Raw genomic sequence first — 15613 nt, 5'->3', positions numbered from 1 at the left:
GGGCGATTCTAACAAGCTCAGACTTCGCGCAGCACCGTCAGCGGCGAGGCGTTGAGCGCCCGGCGCGTGCCCCAGACGCCCGCCGCCCCGACCAGTAGCGCGCCGATCAGCGGCAACAGCAGCAGCCAGGGATGCGGCTGCCATTGCAGATCCAGCGCGTAGCGATACAGCAGGAAACTCGCCAGTTCGCAGCCCACTGCCGCCAGCAGGCCGCTGCCGGCGCCCAGCAGGCCGAACTCAGCGCGGCGGGCTCGCAGCAGCAGGCGTCGCTCCGCACCCAAGGCACGCAACAGGGCGCCCTGGCGCAGGCGCTCGTCGAGGGTGGCCTGCAGGCCGGCGAACAGCACCGTCAGCCCTGCGGCGAGGACGAATAGCAGCACGTACTCTATCGCTACGCTGACCTGGGCCATGATGCTGCGCAGCTGCTCCAGCAGCGCATCCACCTGCAGCAGGGTGACTGCGGGGAACTGCCTCGACAGCTCTACCAGGCGCTTCTCGCTGTGCGGCGGCAGGTAGAAGCTGGTCAGGTAGGTGGCGGGCAGGTCCTGCAGGGTTCCAGGCTCGAAGATCATGTAGAAGTTCGGCTGGAAGCTGTCCCATTTCACCTGACGCAGGCTGCTGACCTGCGCCTTGCGCTCCATGCCACCGACGCTGAAGGTCAGCTCGTCCCCCAGTTTCAGCTCCAGGCTCTCGGCCAGCTCCGACTCCACGGATACGCCAGGCAGCTCGTCCTGCGCGGACGCTTGCCACCATTGACCGGCGAGCAGCTGGTTGCCCTCTGGCAGATCGGCGGCCCAGGTCAAGCTGAGGTCGCGCTGCACAGCGCGCTCGCCGCGGCTGTCCTTGCTGACGATCTCCCGGACCGGTTCACCGTTGATCAGCGTTAGTCGCCCTGCGACGATCGGATAGAGCGGCGCCGGGTGCGGCGACAGCTGAGCGAGGCTGGCCGCGAAGGCCTCGCGCTCATCGGGCAACACGTTGAGGGCGAAATGGTTGGGCGCATTGTCCGGTAGCTGGTTCTGCCAGGTGTCCAGCAGTTCGCCGCGCAGCAGGGCGATCAGCGCCATCGCCAGCAGGATCAGGCCAAACGCCAGCGACTGACCGGCGGCGGCTAGCGGATGGCGGAGCAGTTGCCCCAGGCCCAGGCGCCAGGGCAGTGAGGCGCGAGCGAGCATGCGGCGTAGCGCATTCAGGCCGAACAACAGAGCGCCGCCGAGCAGCAGGGTGGCAAGCAGGCCGCCGCCGAGCAGGCCCAGGGTCAGCTTCAAGTCCAGGCTCAGGCGCCACATGATCAGGCCGAGGGCCAGCAGCGCGGCGCCGTACACCAGCCAGGAGCTGGGCGGGACCGGCAGCAGGTCGCGGCGCAGCACCCGCAGTGGCGGCACCCGGCCCAGTGCGGCGAGCGGTGGCAAGGCAAAGCCGGCCAGCGCCACCAGCCCGGTAGCCATGCCAGCAAGCGCCGGCAGCGGCCCGCCCGGCGGCACTCCTGCAGGAAGCAGCCCCTGCAGCAGCTTGAACAGAATGAGCTGGCCGAACCAGCCGAGCAGGGCGCCGGCCAGGCTCGCGATCAGGCCGAGCATGGCCAGTTGCAGGCCGAACAGGCTCAGCGCCTCGCGGCGTGACAGGCCGAGGCAGCGCAGCAGGGCGCTGCTGTCGAAGCGACGGGCAGCGAAGCGTGCAGCCGACAGCGCCACGGCGACGCCGGCCAGCAGCACGGCGGCCAGGCTGGCCAGATTCAGATAGCGTTCGGCTCTCCCCAAGGCGCCGCCGATCTGGCGGTTGCCGTCGCGGGCATCCTCCAGTTGCTGGTGAGCGGCGAGACCTTTCTCCATCTCCTGGCGGTAGCGCGCCAGGGCTTCGCCGTCGCCGCGCCATAGCTCGCGGTAGCGCACGCGGCTGCCAGGCTGCACCACGCCCGTGGAGGCCAGGTCCTCCAGGTTGATCAGCACGCGAGGGGTGAGACTATAGAAGTCGCCGGCGCGGTCCGGTTCGTAAGTCAGCACGCGGGTCAGGCGCAGCTGACGGTTGCCGACCTCGATGGTCTGGCCGACTTTCAGGTCCAGAGCGGCGAACAGGCGCGACTCGGCCCAGGCCTCGCCGGGTTGCGGGCCGCCGCCAGGCTGCTCGGTTGCGTAGGGCTGTGCTGCGCTTTTCAGCTCGCCACGCAATGGATAGCCGCTGCTGGCAGCCTTGATGCTGGCGAGCTGGATGCCCTGGTCGCCGCTGATCACGCTGGCAAACTCGACCACCTGGGCATGTGCCAGTCCCAGAGCGCGGCCTGCCTCAATCTGCTCGGGTGCGGCGGGTGCACTGCCGTTCAGCACTAGATCGGCGCCGAGAAATTCGGTGGCACGCAGGAGCATGGCGCCGTTGAGGCGGGCACCGAAGTAACCGATGGCGGTACTGGCGGCGACTGCCACCAGCAAGGCGAAGAACAGTACGCGTAGCTCACCTGAGCGTGCGTCACGCAGTAGCTGGCGCCAGGCCAGGGTGAACATGCGAGTGATCATCAGGGCTCCACGCTGTCGACCAGATGCCCGGCTTCCAGGCGGATCAGGCGCCGGCAGCGATGGGCCAGGCGCTCATCGTGGGTGACCAGCACCAGAGTCGTGCCGCGCTCCTGGTTCAGTTCGAAGAGCAGGTCGCTGATGCGTTCGCCGGTATGGCTGTCGAGGTTACCGGTGGGCTCGTCGGCAAACAGGATGGCCGGCTCTGCGGCGAAGGCGCGGGCGATGGCCACGCGCTGCTGTTCTCCGCCGGAGAGCTGGCGCGGGTAGTGGCTGAAACGCTGGCCCAGGCCAACGCGCTCCAGCAGGGCAGCTGCGCGCTGGCGAGCGTCGCTGCGGCCTTCCAGCTCCAGTGGCAGCATGACGTTTTCCAGCGCGTTCAGGTTGTCCAGCAACTGGAAGGACTGGAACACGAAGCCGACGTGTTCGGCGCGCACCCGCGCTCGACGATCTTCGTCCAGCGCTTGCAGGGCATTTCCTGCCAGCTCCACCTCGCCGCCGCTGGGCAGGTCGAGCCCGGCCAGCAGGCCGAGGAGGGTGGATTTGCCGGAGCCGGAACTGCCGACGATGGCCAGGCTGTCGCCTTTCGCCAGGTCCAGGGAGAGGTCGTGGAGGATGGCGAGCTCGCCTTCCGTGCTGGGAACCACTTTGCTAAGGTGCCGCGCAGAAAGAATGCTTGCGCTCATGGAGAGTCCGATGCGTGCGTTGTGGATTGGCGGTGCCCTGACACTGTTGCTGTGGGCCCAGGGCGCACTGGCCGGCACCGTCCTGGTGGTCGGGGATAGTATCAGCGCCGCTTTGGGACTGGATACCCGACAGGGTTGGGTCGCCCTGCTGCAGAAACGCCTGCAGGAGGGTGGTTTCGAGCACCAGGTGGTCAATGCATCGATCAGTGGCGATACCAGCTCAGGCGGCTTGGCGCGGCTGCCGGCGCTGCTTTCGCAGCATCGGCCGCAGCTGGTGATTATCGAGCTGGGTGGCAACGATGGCCTGCGTGGCCAGCCTCCGGCGCAATTGCAACAGAATCTTGCTCGCATGGTCGATGCATCCCAGTCATCGGGGGCCGGCGTGCTGTTGCTGGGCATGCGTCTGCCGCCAAATTATGGCCAGCGCTACACCCAGGCTTTTGCCCAGGTCTACTCCGACCTAGCCGCAGATAGACAGGTGCCGTTGGTGCCCTTCCTGCTGGAAGGTGTCGGTGGCGTGCCGGGCATGATGCAGGCGGACGGTATCCATCCTGCCGCTGCGGCTCAGTCGAAGATGCTGGATAACGTCTGGCCGACCCTGGAGCCGTTGCTCTGAGCCTTCCCCGCCTGCTGGCTTTCGGCTATCGTGGCGACCCCGCCCCGGAGCCCTGAATGCCGCGCCCTGCCTGGTCCCTATACGCCTACCAGCTGATCGTTCCCGACGAGCAGTTGGATCTGTTCGCGTGCCGTGAGGCGAGGGTGCATCTGGTCGCGCGTCAGCTGGAGCTGGGTGGTTTCGCCGACCGGACGCTATGCGGTGGCCTGGTCCCGGCCTTGCCGGCGATGCGTGATGTGGAGCGGCCTGATCTGCGCGACAGGCGCCTGTGTCCCCATTGCCGCCAGGTACTGGAGGCGCAGCGCCAAGGAGAAAGGCCCCTGTGGCCTGACGCCTGAGCCCTCCCGGCGCGCTTGCGGCCGGTGTACAATCTTCAACTTTCCATCAGCCATTCATGCCAAGGATTTACGGATGTTGTCGCTCGCCCGCTCCCTGAGCTTCGCCAGCCTGATCGTGGCCGGCCCTGTCGCCGCCCTCGAGCTGCCTCTGCCGCCACCGGGCGAAGATATCGTCGGTCAGATCCAGGTGATCAAGGCCAAGTACGAAGATACCTTTGCCGACCTCGCTACGGCCAACGACCTTGGCTATCTGGAAATGGTGGCCGCCAACCCGGGCGTCGACGCCTGGCTGCCTGGCGAGGGTGCTGAGATCATCCTGCCGACTCGCTACATCCTGCCGCCGGGACCGCGCGAAGGCATCGTGATCAACCTGGCCGAATACCGTATGTACTACTTCCCCAAAGGGCAGAATGTGGTGCACACCTTCCCGCTGGGTATCGGTCGTGAAGGCTGGGGCTCGCCGATCGCACACACCACCGTGACCGCCAAGACACCGAACCCGGGCTGGTCGCCACCTGCGTCCATCCGCGCCGAACACGCCGCCGACGGCGATCCGCTGCCGGCCTACGTGCCGCCGGGTCCGGACAATCCGCTGGGGCCGTTCAAGTTCACCCTGGGTACTCCGGGCTACCTCATTCATGGCTCGAACAAGAAGTTCGGCATCGGCATGCGCGTCAGTCATGGCTGCTTCCGCATGCTCAACAACAACGTGCTGGAGCTGGCGAAAATGGCGCCGGTCGGTACTTCTGTGCGCATCATCAACGAGCCGTACAAGTTTGGTGTAAGTGGCGGCAAGGTCTATCTGGAAGCTCACGAGCCTCTGAGTGATAGCGGCGAGCCTTCCGTAGTGGACAAGCACACTGCGGTCATCAATGCCCTGCTGAAGAATGAGCAGCTGGGCGGCAGCATGCGCCTGGATTGGGAAATGGTGCGCGAGGTAGTCGCGTCCGAAGATGGGATGCCGATCGAGATCGCCATTCCGCAGGACGCCGTCGCCAACCATGAGGCTGCGCCTCTGGAAATGTGATTTGTTGCTGCACTCAAAAGCCCGCCTGCAGCGATGTAAGCGGGCTTTTTTAATGCCCGGAATAAATCGCGGGCATTAAAAAAGCCGACTCGGCGAACCGAATCGGCTTCTTCAAAGCCTTGGCAAGAATTACTTGCGGCTGGCTTTTTCCAGCATACGCAGAGCGCGCTCGTTGGCTTCGTCAGCAGTTTGCTGAGCCTTCTGAGCAGCAGCCAGAGCCTCGTCGGCCTTGCGGTAGGCTTCGTCTGCACGAGCTTGAGCGCGGGCAGCGGCGTCTTCGGTAGCGGTCAGACGGGCTTCGGTTTCTTTGGATACGCTGCTGCAACCGGTGGCCAGAACGGCGGCCAGAGCCAGAGCAGAGAATTTCAGAACGTTGTTCATCGTGTTCCCCTTAAGGTGGACTTTCCATGAAAAGCAATTTCCCGATCGTGGGAAATTAGCCGGGCTACATACTACCCATTACTTTTAGTAAGTAAACCGAGCGGAAGCAAGGGATGCAAAAAAAATCACGATCCGCTTGGGTTTTATTGTTTTCTGTTTAAAAAACATACAGTTCCCGAGGTTCTACAGCGAAGTTAGGCTAACTCCGCTGGTCTTTTTGTTGGTACGACAGTGCATTTTTCCCGGATCGTTACTTGTGCCGCTCGATAAGAACTGTGCGACTGAGGGATGCGCGAGATGTAGTTTCGCAAGGTCTATATCTGACTCACGGGTTGCTTGGCGGGATAATGGAACCCAGTAGGCTTTTGCAGGTCGATGCTCTGCCCGCAGGGGGCAGAAGTTGAGTCAGGCGAGATGGTTGGTGCCGGGAGTCTTCGATGTGGCCAACATGGGGCTACAGTTGATTCTTGGCGCGGCTGATTGGCACCCTCTAACTGCCAACAAGACGACTGAATTGTTTCTCTGGCGGGAAAAGATCGTTAAGGTAGAGGCGTTTTCTAGTGCGCAATGAGGAGATGAAATGAGCGAGGGGTTGTCCATCCACCATGACCAGGCGGGTCATCAGTTCGAGGCCGTGATCGACGGCCACCGCGCCTATCTGGCCTACATGGATCTGGGCAAGCAGACGCTCGACATCTACCGCACCTTTGTGCCGAATCCGTTGCGTGGCCGCGGCATTGCTGCAGCGCTGACCGAACAGGCGCTGGAGTACGCCGAGTCCATGGGTTACACGGTGATTCCGTCCTGCTCCTACGTGGAGCGCTACCTGGAGCGCCGTCAGCGCCAGCTCAAGCATTGAGCTGAGGCCCCAAAGAAAAACGCCGGGCAATGCCCGGCGTTTTCATTTCTGCGATCGTCAGCCGCGCTGGCGCTTGGGCAGAACGTCCTTGAGCTTGGCATGCATGCTGCGCAAGGTCTTCTCGGTGGTATCCCAATCGATGCAGGCGTCGGTGATGGATACGCCGTATTTGAGATCGCAAAGATCTTTCGGGATCGACTGGCTGCCCCAGCCCAGATGGCTTTCCACCATCAGGCCGACGATGGAGTTGTTGCCTTCGAGGATCTGGTTGGCCACGTTCTCCATGACCAGCGGCTGCAGAGCAGGGTCCTTGTTGGAGTTGGCGTGGCTGCAGTCGACCATGATGTTCGGGCTGATCTTGGCCTTGGCCAGTTCCTGCTCGCAGATCGCAACGCTGACAGAGTCGTAGTTGGGCTTGCCATTGCCACCGCGCAACACCACATGACCGTAGGCGTTGCCCTTGGTGGTGACGATGGAAACACCGCCTTCCTGGTTGATGCCGAGGAAACGGTGCGGGCTGGAGACCGATTGCAGGGCGTTGATCGCCACGGTCAGGCCGCCGTCGGTACCGTTCTTGAAGCCCACGGCCGAGGACAGGCCCGAGGCCATCTCGCGGTGAGTCTGGGACTCGGTGGTACGAGCGCCAATGGCAGACCAACTGATCAGGTCCTGCAGGTACTGCGGGGAAATGGGGTCGAGTGCCTCGGTGGCTGTCGGCAGGCCCATTTCGGCCAGGTCGCGCAGCAGCTGGCGGCCGATGTGCAGGCCATCCTGGATCTTGAACGAGTCATCCAGGTAGGGATCGTTGATCAGGCCTTTCCAGCCGACGGTAGTGCGCGGCTTCTCGAAATACACGCGCATGACCAGGAACAGGCTGTCAGAAACCTCTGCAGCCAGCACCTTGAGGCGCTCGGCATATTCGTGGGCGGCCTTGATGTCATGGATGGAGCAGGGGCCTACCACCACGAACAGGCGGTGATCCTTGCCATCGAGGATGTTGCGAACCACCTGGCGACCATGCGCCACTGTGCGCTGTGCTGCTTCGGTGAGGGGGATTTCGCGCTTGAGCTGCGCCGGGGTGATCAGGGTTTCATTGGATGAAACGTTGAGATCGTCAATCGGTAAATCAGCCATCGTGGTACTCGTCAGGTCACGGGAGCCGAGCGCCTCTTCAGGCGGAATCATGGGGCGCAGCGGGGGACAGGAACCTTAACGCGTTCAAGGCTGCCTAGACAATGGCAGGATCAGTGGATTTGCGTGCTGGGGAACTCGGCGGCGTGCAGGGCTATCCACTCGCGGGCGATGGTTTCTACTTCCAATGGCTTGCCCAGTTCCTGTTCGCGTTGGTGGCGGTAGTGTTCGATCTGGCAGACCTGCTCGACCATGCGGGCGCGGAACAGGGTGTCTTCGTCGATGAAGGCGATGCCCACCAGATAACTGTCGGGCTGCTGTTTGCGACACCACGCCACCACGCCTGGATAGCAGGCCTGCTCGCCAAGCAAGGGAATGCGCAACTCAACGGCCGTGCCTTTGCGAAATCCCTTGCTGGAATTACACGCTACGCCGCCCAGGCTGATATTGTTCAGGCGCTGTCGCGGCAGGAATGCATGCTTGCGCTGGACCAGTTCCACGGGCATATCGCTCGGGTGACGCAAAAAACGACGCATTGTGACTACTCCGGATGCCATCCATTTGACATCACTCGTGAACAGTATAGTGCCCAGCCTGGAGTTAACAGACTTCGACGCTGATCGTCGGTTGCTGGAGCTGCCAGGTACCTCTCTGCTCATATTTACCAGCATAGGTTGTGCCAGTTGCCGCTGGGCGCGCCGTGAACTGCCTGGAATGGGACTTGCCGTTGACCGCCTGTGCTGGGTGGACGCCGGCAATAACGCTGGGCTGGTACAGCGCTATGAGGTATTCCACTTGCCAAGCCTGTTTCTGGTTGGTGACGGCCAGTTTTTTGGCAGTTTGCAATCCGCACTCCGCTCTGGCGTGCTTTCTGCAATGCTGGAACAAGCTTTGGCGCGTGAGCCTGACGAGTTGCCTTGAAGGCTCTTTCCAAGAGCTTGCCTGAATGCCAATGGGCTATCCCGAGGCGGCCGAATAGCGCTGCTAAGCTTTGCTGTAGGCCCTAGCGGTATTTCAGGAGGCCCCATGCTGCGCTCGATTCTCTATGCCACCGATCTGGGGCTCTATGCCCCTTACGTGCTGCAGCACGCGTTGTCTCTCGCCAAGGCTTTTAATGCTGAATTGCATGTCGTGCATGCAGTCGAGCCAATGGGGCTGTTCGCCGAGTCGGTACTGAACACCTATCTAGATGAAAAGACGCTACAGGAACTGCGCAGCAAGGGCCTGACCACCGTAATGGCCAGCATCGAGCAGCGCGTGCTGGAAGGCTTCCGTGATGAGATGGGGGAGCAACAGCAGGACATGCAGATAGTCCGCAGCGTACGAGTAGTGCAGGGAGATCCGGCCCAGGTGATTCTCGAAGAGGCACGGAAACTAGGCGTCGATCTGTTGGTCGTAGGCAGTCACAGCCATGGCGCGGCGCACGATATTCCGCTCGGCAGAACGGCAGCACGACTGTTGCAGCTGTCGGACACTCCGGTCTACCTGGTGCCGATGCTGCAGCATCGCTAGCGACCCTTATCGCCAGTCGTTAGACGAACGGCATGCACAACTCAAAAAATCGTCTAGTTTTATCTCTAAACCGTTAATATGGTTATATCGCTGTGTCGGCAAATTCGGTCAGCGTCTATCTGCTTTGAGGGACATCTATGAAGCTGCAGCAACTGCGCTACATCTGGGAAGTGGCGCATCATGACCTCAACGTCTCCGCCACCGCGCAGAGCCTCTATACCTCGCAACCCGGTATCAGCAAGCAGATCCGCCTGCTGGAGGATGAGCTGGGCGTCGAAGTCTTTGCCCGCAGCGGCAAGCACCTGACTCGAGTAACTCCAGCTGGCGAGCGGATCATCACCACCGCCGGCGAAATCCTGCGCAAGGTTGAGAGCATCAAGCAAATTGCCCAGGAGTTCTCCAACGAGAAGAAGGGCACGCTGTCCATCGCTACCACTCACACCCAGGCGCGCTATGCACTGCCGCCGGTGATCAGTGGCTTCATCAAACAGTACCCTGAGGTGGCCCTGCACATGCACCAGGGCTCGCCGACGCAGATTGCCGAAATGGCGGCCGACGGCACCGTGGACTTTGCCATCGCCACCGAGGGTCTGGAGCTGTTCAACGATCTGGTGATGATGCCTTGCTATCGCTGGAATCGCTGCGTGATCGTGCCTCAGGGCCATCCGCTGACCAAGTTGCCGAAGCTGACGCTGGAGGCCTTGGTCGAGCACCCGATCGTGACCTATGTGTTCGGCTTTACCGGTCGTTCCAAGTTGGACGAGGCTTTCAGCCATAAGGGCTTGTCGCCCAAGGTTGTGTTTACCGCGGCCGACGCCGACGTGATCAAGACCTATGTGCGCCTGGGGCTGGGTGTGGGCATTGTCGCGCGCATGGCGGTGGACACCAAACTCGACAACGATCTGGTGATCCTCGATGCCAGCGAGCTGTTCGAGTCTAGCATCACCAAGATTGGTTTCCGCCGTGGCACCTTCCTGCGTGGTTTCATGTGCGACTTCATAGAGAAGTTCGCTCCGCACCTGACCCGCGACGTACTGGCCAAAGCCGTGCAGTGCCACACCAAGGCGGAGTTGGACGAGCTGTTCGACGGTGTCGAGCTGCCGGTGCACTGATTATCCAGGTATGAAAAAGGGCGCCTCTCGGCGCCCTTTTTTGTTCTACAGCCTCAGTGACTGAGGTGCAGGCCGCACTCGCGATTGTCTTCGCCCTTGGTTGGGTCGAAGTAGTCGAAGTTGTTAGGCAGGTTGTGCTTCACCAGATATTCGTACAGCTCCTTGGAGCTCCAGTGCAGCAGCGGGGCGACCTTGATCAGGCCGTCCGGGTTGACGCTCACCGGGTCCATCTGTGCCCGCACGGCGGTGTCACTGGCGCGCAGGGCGGTGAACCAGACCTGCGGGGCGGCTTCACGCAGGGCGCGAGCGAAGGGCTCCAGCTTGACCTCTTCGGTGAAGGCGGCGTGACGCGGGTCGTCCAGCGCCGGTACTGGGCCGTCGATGGCTTCGCGATGGGCGCGAGAGCGCAGCGGCAGATAGGTTTTCAGGTTGAGGCCAAGCTGCTTGGTGACTTCGTCGGCGAACTTGTAGGTCGCTTCGGTGTTGTAGCCGTTGTCCATCCAGATCACCTGGGTGTCCGGCTTGACGCAAGTCACCATGTGCAGGATGACCGCCTCGAAGGGGCGGAAGTTGGTGGTGCAGATCGCCGTCTTGCCCAGGCTCAGGGCCCATTCCACGAGTTTTTCGGCGTCTTTCCCGAGTTCGGCGTTGATGCGAGCCAGATCGAGGGTCATCTGAGCATTCCTGTGGGCAGTCAATTCGAGGGGCAGAATGTTACCAGCCTCGATCGGGCTCAACCACCGGCTCGCCCGGTTTACCAGCGACTCGCCATGCTGCTAGAGTGCCGGCCCTCTCACTGTCTGTTAGGAGTCGCCCGTGGAAATCGCCTGCCTCGACCTCGAAGGTGTATTGGTTCCGGAAATCTGGATCGCCTTCGCCGAAAAAACCGGTATCGAAGCGCTCAAGGCCACCACCCGCGATATTCCTGACTACGACGTGCTGATGAAGCAGCGCCTGCGCATCCTCGACGAGCACGGCCTGAAGCTGAAGGACATTCAGGAAGTGATCGCCACCCTCAAGCCCCTGGAGGGCGCGGTGGAGTTCGTCGACTGGCTGCGCGAGCGTTTCCAGGTCGTGATCCTGTCCGACACCTTCTACGAGTTCTCCCAGCCGCTGATGCGTCAGCTGGGCTTCCCGGCTCTGCTGTGCCACAAACTGATCACCGACGAGACCGATCGGGTGGTGGGCTATCAGCTGCGCCAGAAAGACCCCAAGCGCCAGTCGGTCATCGCCTTCAAGAGCCTGTACTACCGCGTGATCGCTGCTGGCGACTCGTACAACGACACCACCATGCTCAGCGAAGCCCACGCCGGCATCCTGTTCCATGCGCCGGACAACGTGATTCGCGAGTTCCCGCAATTCCCGGCGGTGCACACCTATGAGGATCTCAAGCGCGAGTTCCTCAAGGCGTCCAATCGCGAGCTGAGCCTGTAAGGTTCGCCGCAATGAAAAAGGCCTGCATCTGCGGGCCTTTTTTATGGATGTTCAAAGCGCTTCCAGCGTCTGCAGCAGCACTTTCACCTTGGTGATGGACTCCTGGTATTCCGCCTGCCAGTCCGAGTCCGCCACGATGCCGCCGCCGCCCCAGCAGCTGACGGTGCCGTCCTTGATCAGCAGACTGCGGATGGCGATGGAGCTGTCCAGCTCGCCGCGCACGTCGAGATAAAGAAGGGAGCCGCAGTAAAGCCCGCGACGGGTCGGCTCCAACTCATCGATGATCTGCATGGCGCGAATCTTCGGGGCCCCGGTGATCGAGCCGCCAGGAAAGCTGCCGGCGATCAGATCGAGTGCGTCGCAGCCATCCGCCAGCTCACCGGTTACCGCGCTGACCAGGTGGTGAACGTTGGGGTAGCTCTCCAGTGCGAACAGCTCTGGCACGCTGACCGTGCCGGTGCGGCAGCTGCGTCCGAGATCGTTGCGCAGCAGGTCGACGATCATCAGGTTTTCGGCGCGATCCTTGGGGCTGGCCAGTAGCTCGGCGGCATTGGCCTGGTCTTCTGCGCTGTCGGCTCCGCGTGGGCGCGTTCCCTTGATCGGGCGTGTCTCCACGTGGCCCTGGCTGACCTGGAGGAATCGCTCCGGGGAAAGGCTGAGGATGGCGTCGCCGTTATCCAGGGCCTGGAAGCCGGAAAAGGGTGTGGGGCATGCTGCGCGCAGGGTCTTATAGGCGTCCCAGGCATCGCCTTGGCAGGGCGCTTGGAAGCGCTGGGCGAAGTTGACCTGGTAACAGTCGCCGGCCTGGATATAAGACTGGATGCGCTCGATGGCCTGCCGGTAGTTGTCCTGATCCAGGTTGGCGCGGAACGGCTGCAGCAGGGCGAAGGGGGGGCTCGCAAGCGGCTCGTTCGCCTCGAACAGTTGGGTCAGGCGTTCGCGCTCGGGTGCCGCCAACTTGGGATGAAACACCAACTGGCTGGTCTGCAGCTGGTGGTCGCTGATCAGCGCCCAGCCATACAGGCCAAAACGAGCATCGGGCAGTTGCAGGTCGTCTATGCATTGCCCGGGTAGCTGTTCCAGGCGGCGACCAAAATCATAGGCCAGATAGCCAATCAGGCCTCCCGTGAAGGGCAGGTCCAACCCAGCTGGCGCGTTGGCATGCCCGAGATCATCCAGCCCCTGGCGCAGGCGCTGAAGGAAGGCTTCTCCATCTTCATGCGTGGCGGGCGAAAAGGTCTGCAGCGGCCAGGCGCTGAGCAGGTCGAAGCGCCCTCGTTCGGCCTGTGGTCGCCCGGCATCCAGCAGCACCGCTCCCGGCGCCTGGCGCACGAGAGCGAAATAGGCGGCGGGATCGGCCCGATAGGGCAGGGAATGAACGATGCAGGTGCTCATGCGGCGGATTCGGGAGGACTTGGCTTGCGATTGTAAGAGTCTGCCTGGCAATGAAAAAGCCCGGCATTGCCGGGCCTTGTCGTCGCTGCTTGGCTCAGATTTCTTTGGGCTTGATGTGGCCGAACAGCTGCTGGGAGAAGCGCACGCGATCTTCCACGCTTTCCTTCACATCGTTTTTCGCCAGTTCGGCGAGGCGAGCCTCCACCGCATGGGCGCGATGGGTCAGGCCGCAGTCGTTGGCGATCTGGATGTTCAGGCCGGGGCGAGCATTGAGCTCGAGAATCAGCGGGCCCTTGTCCACGTCCAGCACCATGTCCACGCCGATGTAGCCGAGGCCGCACAGCTCGTAGCAGCCTGCTGCCAGCTTCATGAAGCCGTCCCAGTTGGGCAGCTGCACGCCATCCACGGCATTGGTGGTGTCGGGGTGCTTGGTGATCTTGTTGTTCAGCCAGGTGCCCTTGAGTGTGATGCCGGTGGCCAGGTCCACGCCGACGCCGATGGCGCCCTGGTGCAGGTTGGCCTTGCCGTTGGACTGGCGGGTCGGCAGGCGCAGCATGGCCATCACCGGGTAGCCCATCAGCACGATGATGCGGATGTCCGGCACGCCTTCGTAGCTGATGCTCTTGAAAATCGGGTCCGGGGTCACCCGGTACTCGATCAGCGCGCGATCACGGTGACCGCCCAGGGAGTACAGGCCGGTGAGGATGCTGGAGAGCTGGTGCTCGATGTCTTCCTGGCTGACGATCTTGCCGGAGACGGTCTTGAAGCGGCCCTCGAACTTGTCGGCGATCACCAGGATGCCATCACCGCCGGCGCCTTGCGCCGGCTTGATGACGAAATCGGTACGCCCGCCGATGATCTCGTCGAACTTCTCGATCTCTTTCTCGGTGGAGATGATGCCGTACATCTCCGGCACATGGATGCCGGCCTCGATGGCCCGCTCCTTGGTGATGATCTTGTCGTCGACGATCGGGTACAGGTGCCGTTTGTTGTACTTCAGCACGTAGTCCGCGTTACGCCGATTGATGCCCATGATGCCTTTGGCTTCAAGGGCTTTCCACGTCTTGATCAGACCGAACATGGGCTCAATCCTTCAGGAAGGCTTTGAAACGGAACAGCTCGGTCAGGCGGTAGCCGCGGTAGCGACCCATCGCCAGCATGAAGCCCACCATGATCAACAGCACAGCCGGGAAGGTGAAGATGAAGTAGGTCAGCTCCGGAATGGTCATCAGCAGGTGCGCCAGGGTGGCGGCGAACAGGGTGCCGACGGCCACCTTGAAGGCATGGCTACCGCCACGTTCTTCCCAGGTGATGGACAGGCGCTCGATGGTCATGGTCAGGATCACCATCGGGAACAGGGCTACCGACAGGCCACGCTCGAGGCCGAGCTTGTGGCTGAACAGGCTGATCACGGCAATCAGTACCACCACGAAGGTCAGTACCACCGAGAGTCGCGGCAACATCTGTAGCTTGAGGTGCTCGAGGTACGAGCGCAGCGACAGGCCGAGCGCGGTGATGATGGTGAACAGCACGATGCCGAAGCCCAGCTGGGTCTCGCGGAAGGCGAGAGCGATCAGTACCGGGGTGAAGGTGCCAAGGGTCTGCAGGCCGCCGAGGTTACGCAGGATCAGGATCACCAGCACGCCTATAGGGATCATGATCATGATCTGGTAGGTCTGCTGGGTCTGCAGCGGCAGGCCGTATAGCGAGTATTCGAGGAAGTCGACGTCGGTGTTCTCGTCGGTCAGCTTGGCCAGGCGGATGGCGTTCATCTCGCTGTTGTTCAGGGTGAAGCTGACTTGCGGCTTCTTGCCGCCTTCGATGCTTACCAGCGGCTCGTCGCCGGTCCACCAGACCACGCGGTCGGTGGGCAGGCCCTGCTCACCGCTTTCCGGGTTGAAGTACAGCCAGTTTTCACCGTTGAAGCTGCGCAGCCACAGTTCCGGGGTCTGCTGGGCGTCGGCGATCAGGCGGATGGTGTGGACGCGTTCCATCGGCACGTGGGCGATGGACAGCAGCAGGTCGATCACCTTGGCCTTGTTGGCCGTGGAGGCGTCGCCACCGAGCAGCAGCTTGACGTTGTCGTCGCCAACATTGTTGACACGCTTGATGGTCTCGCTGATGAAGGTCTGCACATCGGCCGAGTGTTGGCGGATGGGGGCGAGCAAGGCTTCGGCGGCGATCTTCTCGGCGCCATCTACCGAGATGCTGTCGCGGAAGATCGGGCCCTTGGCCTTGGCCGGCTCGCCGCTGTAGCGCTTGGTCAGCACCAGGCGGTAGTAGAGAGTCTGGTTGCCGCTGGCGCGACGAGCCGACCAGGTCAGCTTGCGGTTGCCATCGATGCGGTTGACGCTCACGCCGTAGTTGTTGGAGATGAAGCTCTCGTTGAGGCTCACATAGTCCTGGTTCAGCGGCGGTACGAACATCTGCACCTTGACCGGCTCGCGAGGGCTGGCCTGGAACTCGACCTTGGCGTCGATATTCCACAGGTCATCGGTCTCGTCTTCGGTCACCGGGATGCCGAGGATGAATATCTGATAGGCCGTTACCAGAACGCCCACTGTCACCAGGAGGGTGATAAGGACTTTCAGATGCAGGGTAAGAGAGCGCATGTG

The 15613-nt window shown here is 62.2% G+C and carries 17 protein-coding genes; 8 read left to right on the top strand and 9 right to left on the bottom strand.

Translation table 11 applies throughout. From position 1 onward, the window contains the following. Nucleotides 1-17: 17 nt before the first annotated feature. On the bottom strand, nucleotides 18-2510 hold the full coding sequence (locus PTT45_RS12725) for an ABC transporter permease (RefSeq protein ID WP_273813657.1): 2493 nt from the start codon (nucleotides 2508-2510) through the stop codon (nucleotides 18-20). Next, a complete protein-coding gene (locus PTT45_RS12720) occupies nucleotides 2510-3193 on the bottom strand; it encodes an ABC transporter ATP-binding protein (protein WP_043307387.1) in 684 nt (227 codons plus the stop codon). The genes PTT45_RS12725 and PTT45_RS12720 overlap by 1 nt, the downstream gene beginning before the upstream one ends. A 10-nt stretch (nucleotides 3194-3203) precedes the next feature. Between PTT45_RS12720 and PTT45_RS12715 the strand changes: the two genes are divergently transcribed. The 3 genes from PTT45_RS12715 to PTT45_RS12705 all read left to right on the top strand — a co-directional run bounded on the left by PTT45_RS12715 (nucleotide 3204) and on the right by PTT45_RS12705 (nucleotide 5174). After that, nucleotides 3204-3809, top strand: coding sequence for an arylesterase (locus PTT45_RS12715; RefSeq protein ID WP_273813656.1), 606 nt, complete (start codon nucleotides 3204-3206; stop codon nucleotides 3807-3809). 56 nt (nucleotides 3810-3865) lie between these two features. Beyond that, nucleotides 3866-4147: a hypothetical protein gene (locus PTT45_RS12710; RefSeq protein ID WP_273813655.1), complete on the top strand. Its 282-nt coding sequence runs from the start codon at nucleotides 3866-3868 to the stop codon at nucleotides 4145-4147. A gap of 73 nt (nucleotides 4148-4220) precedes the next feature. After that, entirely contained in the window at nucleotides 4221-5174 is a 954-nt protein-coding gene (locus PTT45_RS12705; protein ID WP_273813654.1) for a L,D-transpeptidase family protein, read from the top strand. A 129-nt stretch (nucleotides 5175-5303) separates the two neighbouring features. Here PTT45_RS12705 and oprI read toward each other — a convergent pair whose 3' ends face one another. Next, entirely contained in the window at nucleotides 5304-5555 is a 252-nt protein-coding gene (oprI, locus tag PTT45_RS12700; RefSeq protein ID WP_003448337.1) for an outer membrane lipoprotei OprI, read from the bottom strand. 580 nt (nucleotides 5556-6135) lie between these two features. Here oprI and PTT45_RS12695 point away from each other — a divergent pair. Further along, nucleotides 6136-6414 (top strand): GNAT family N-acetyltransferase, encoded by a 279-nt coding sequence (locus PTT45_RS12695; protein ID WP_273813653.1) that lies wholly within the window; start codon nucleotides 6136-6138, stop codon nucleotides 6412-6414. 57 nt (nucleotides 6415-6471) lie between these two features. Here PTT45_RS12695 and PTT45_RS12690 read toward each other — a convergent pair whose 3' ends face one another. Further along, nucleotides 6472-7548 (bottom strand): 3-deoxy-7-phosphoheptulonate synthase, encoded by a 1077-nt coding sequence (locus PTT45_RS12690; RefSeq protein ID WP_273813652.1) that lies wholly within the window; start codon nucleotides 7546-7548, stop codon nucleotides 6472-6474. Between the two features lie 110 nt (nucleotides 7549-7658). Beyond that, entirely contained in the window at nucleotides 7659-8081 is a 423-nt protein-coding gene (locus PTT45_RS12685) for a PilZ domain-containing protein (protein WP_273813651.1), read from the bottom strand. A gap of 49 nt (nucleotides 8082-8130) precedes the next feature. On the opposite strand from PTT45_RS12685, the gene PTT45_RS12680 reads away from it, so the two are divergent. The 3 genes from PTT45_RS12680 (at nucleotide 8131) to cysB (ending at nucleotide 10169) form a co-directional block, all read left to right on the top strand. Further along, the gene (locus tag PTT45_RS12680) at nucleotides 8131-8466 is read left to right on the top strand and encodes a thioredoxin (protein ID WP_273813650.1); all 336 of its coding nucleotides are present in this window, start codon (nucleotides 8131-8133) and stop codon (nucleotides 8464-8466) included. A gap of 105 nt (nucleotides 8467-8571) precedes the next feature. Further along, a complete protein-coding gene (locus PTT45_RS12675) occupies nucleotides 8572-9057 on the top strand; it encodes a universal stress protein (protein WP_273813649.1) in 486 nt (161 codons plus the stop codon). Nucleotides 9058-9194: 137 nt separating this feature from the next. Then, nucleotides 9195-10169 (top strand): HTH-type transcriptional regulator CysB, encoded by a 975-nt coding sequence (cysB, locus tag PTT45_RS12670; protein ID WP_273813648.1) that lies wholly within the window; start codon nucleotides 9195-9197, stop codon nucleotides 10167-10169. Nucleotides 10170-10222: 53 nt separating this feature from the next. Here cysB and PTT45_RS12665 read toward each other — a convergent pair whose 3' ends face one another. Continuing rightward, nucleotides 10223-10843, bottom strand: coding sequence for a phosphoadenosine phosphosulfate reductase domain-containing protein (locus PTT45_RS12665; RefSeq protein WP_273813647.1), 621 nt, complete (start codon nucleotides 10841-10843; stop codon nucleotides 10223-10225). Between the two features lie 142 nt (nucleotides 10844-10985). Here PTT45_RS12665 and thrH point away from each other — a divergent pair, with 142 nt between their 5' ends. Next, complete coding sequence (gene thrH / locus PTT45_RS12660) at nucleotides 10986-11603, top strand: bifunctional phosphoserine phosphatase/homoserine phosphotransferase ThrH (RefSeq protein WP_043307374.1); 618 nt, start codon at nucleotides 10986-10988, stop codon at nucleotides 11601-11603. A gap of 51 nt (nucleotides 11604-11654) precedes the next feature. On the opposite strand, the gene pabB is transcribed toward thrH, so the two are convergent. From pabB to rloB, 3 genes are all read right to left on the bottom strand, one after another. Next, on the bottom strand, nucleotides 11655-12998 hold the full coding sequence (pabB, locus tag PTT45_RS12655; protein ID WP_273813646.1) for an aminodeoxychorismate synthase component I: 1344 nt from the start codon (nucleotides 12996-12998) through the stop codon (nucleotides 11655-11657). Between the two features lie 94 nt (nucleotides 12999-13092). Continuing rightward, nucleotides 13093-14079, bottom strand: coding sequence for an alpha-L-glutamate ligase-like protein (locus tag PTT45_RS12650; RefSeq protein ID WP_273813645.1), 987 nt, complete (start codon nucleotides 14077-14079; stop codon nucleotides 13093-13095). Nucleotides 14080-14083: 4 nt separating this feature from the next. Then, on the bottom strand, nucleotides 14084-15610 hold the full coding sequence (rloB, locus tag PTT45_RS12645; RefSeq protein WP_273813644.1) for an osmotic stress tolerance membrane protein RloB: 1527 nt from the start codon (nucleotides 15608-15610) through the stop codon (nucleotides 14084-14086). Nucleotides 15611-15613: the final 3 nt, after the last annotated feature.

Origin of the sequence: Pseudomonas sp. Gutcm_11s, from assembly GCF_028649395.1 — a bacterium.
In the GTDB taxonomy this organism is placed as follows: domain Bacteria; phylum Pseudomonadota; class Gammaproteobacteria; order Pseudomonadales; family Pseudomonadaceae; genus Aquipseudomonas.
This window is presented reverse-complemented; position numbering and strand designations above follow the sequence as displayed.